The organism is Colwellia sp. BRX8-4 (assembly GCF_014077345.1).
GTDB lineage: Bacteria > Pseudomonadota > Gammaproteobacteria > Enterobacterales > Alteromonadaceae > Colwellia_A.
The window spans coordinates 1-1342 of sequence record NZ_JACGVS010000059.1 but is presented as its reverse complement, the minus strand read 5'-3'; the positions used below and the strand labels follow the sequence as shown (position 1 = coordinate 1342).

The window sequence follows — 1342 nt, the reverse complement described above, 5'->3', positions numbered from 1 at the left end:
GTTAAACCCCTTCCTGTCACTGAAATGACTCAATAAACAAAAACCATATAGACGGTGCCTAGCGGCTCAGTCCAACAGGACATTTATCTCTCATGCTTCAACAAGAGATAAATGCTTAATTGTTATGTTGCAAAAGGAGATGCAGTTCATGAATCAGATTAAGAGTAACTTTCAAATATTAGCCGCTACAGCTTCAACACTTTATTTTGGCTTGTTTGCGTATGGAGCCTTTATCTTTATTAAAGAATTTGAAAATGTATTTGATTCGTTTGAATCGGAGCTACCATTTCAAACATCTTTATTAATTGGTACTTATCGTTACTGGGGCGTTTTAGGTTTAATCTCTGCTTTAATTTTGTTTAAAGTGAGCAAATGTAAAAGTAGTAAATCTATGTCGGTGCTTATTTGGCTTGGTGTTTTGTCAATATTATTAGTAGTGTTTGCTATTTGGGGTATTTATAGCCCTGTACTCGAAGGTAGCGGGCAAGCTGCAACATAACAAGCCACTCAAGCAGGACAAATAACAGTTGGTTTTGTTCGCTTCGCTCTCTATTATAACCAACTATTATTTGCCTCTTAGTGGGGCGTTATAAGTATTTAAATTTATGAGTATGATTTGAATAAAGTTATCTACATTACAGTTTCTTATTTAATATGTTGGCTTATTTCATATGTAATAATTAACGGTGCTGAAAATTATGAAAGTATCGTTAGCTATTTCATTCAAGGATGGACTTTCAGTGGCTTTGTTAAACCAACGTATACATGGGTTTTAAGTTTAGCTATTTTCCTTGTATATATAATTGTATTGTTTGTTCTTAAGAAAGTCAGAGATAAGCAAGGCGCATAATACTTATAACAAGCTGTTTAAGTGGGACAAATTACAGTTGGCTGGTTCCGCTTCGCTTCACATTTTAGCCAACTACAATTTTCCCCTTAACAGGGCGTTATGTACCGCCAAGTTTTAAAGTAAATTCTTGTTATAAGTTCGGTGGTTTCAGATTGTTTTAGTATTTGTCGCTTCGAGTTTTCACCAAGTAAAGGTGGGTAAATCAATTGAGTTTTTTTAGGTTGGCTCAAAGTTAATGTTTGGTGTTGTTTAGGCGGTGGGTGTATTTTATTTCTTCCGTTAATCTGTTAACTTCTTGTGTTGTTTGTTATTGTAAATTTCATAATAACCAATTACATAACAAGCTATTCAAGTGGGACAATGATCTTGATCTTCCCCCGATAAAACGGACACCAAAATCTAACTAAAGATGAGGTGTCTTATGCCCAAGTACAATAATCCAAGACGAACTTGGAAGTATTCAAACGACTTCAAAGTTAACGCTATTCAATT

General features: G+C 34.6%; 1 protein-coding gene. It reads left to right on the top strand.

Annotated elements, in window-relative coordinates; translation table 11 throughout:
• The first annotated feature begins 148 nt into the window (after window positions 1-148).
• Window positions 149-499 carry a hypothetical protein gene (locus H4J56_RS19360; protein ID WP_182259823.1) on the top strand — a complete coding sequence of 117 codons (351 nt, stop codon included), beginning with the start codon at window positions 149-151 and terminating at the stop codon, window positions 497-499.
• Window positions 500-1342: the final 843 nt, after the last annotated feature.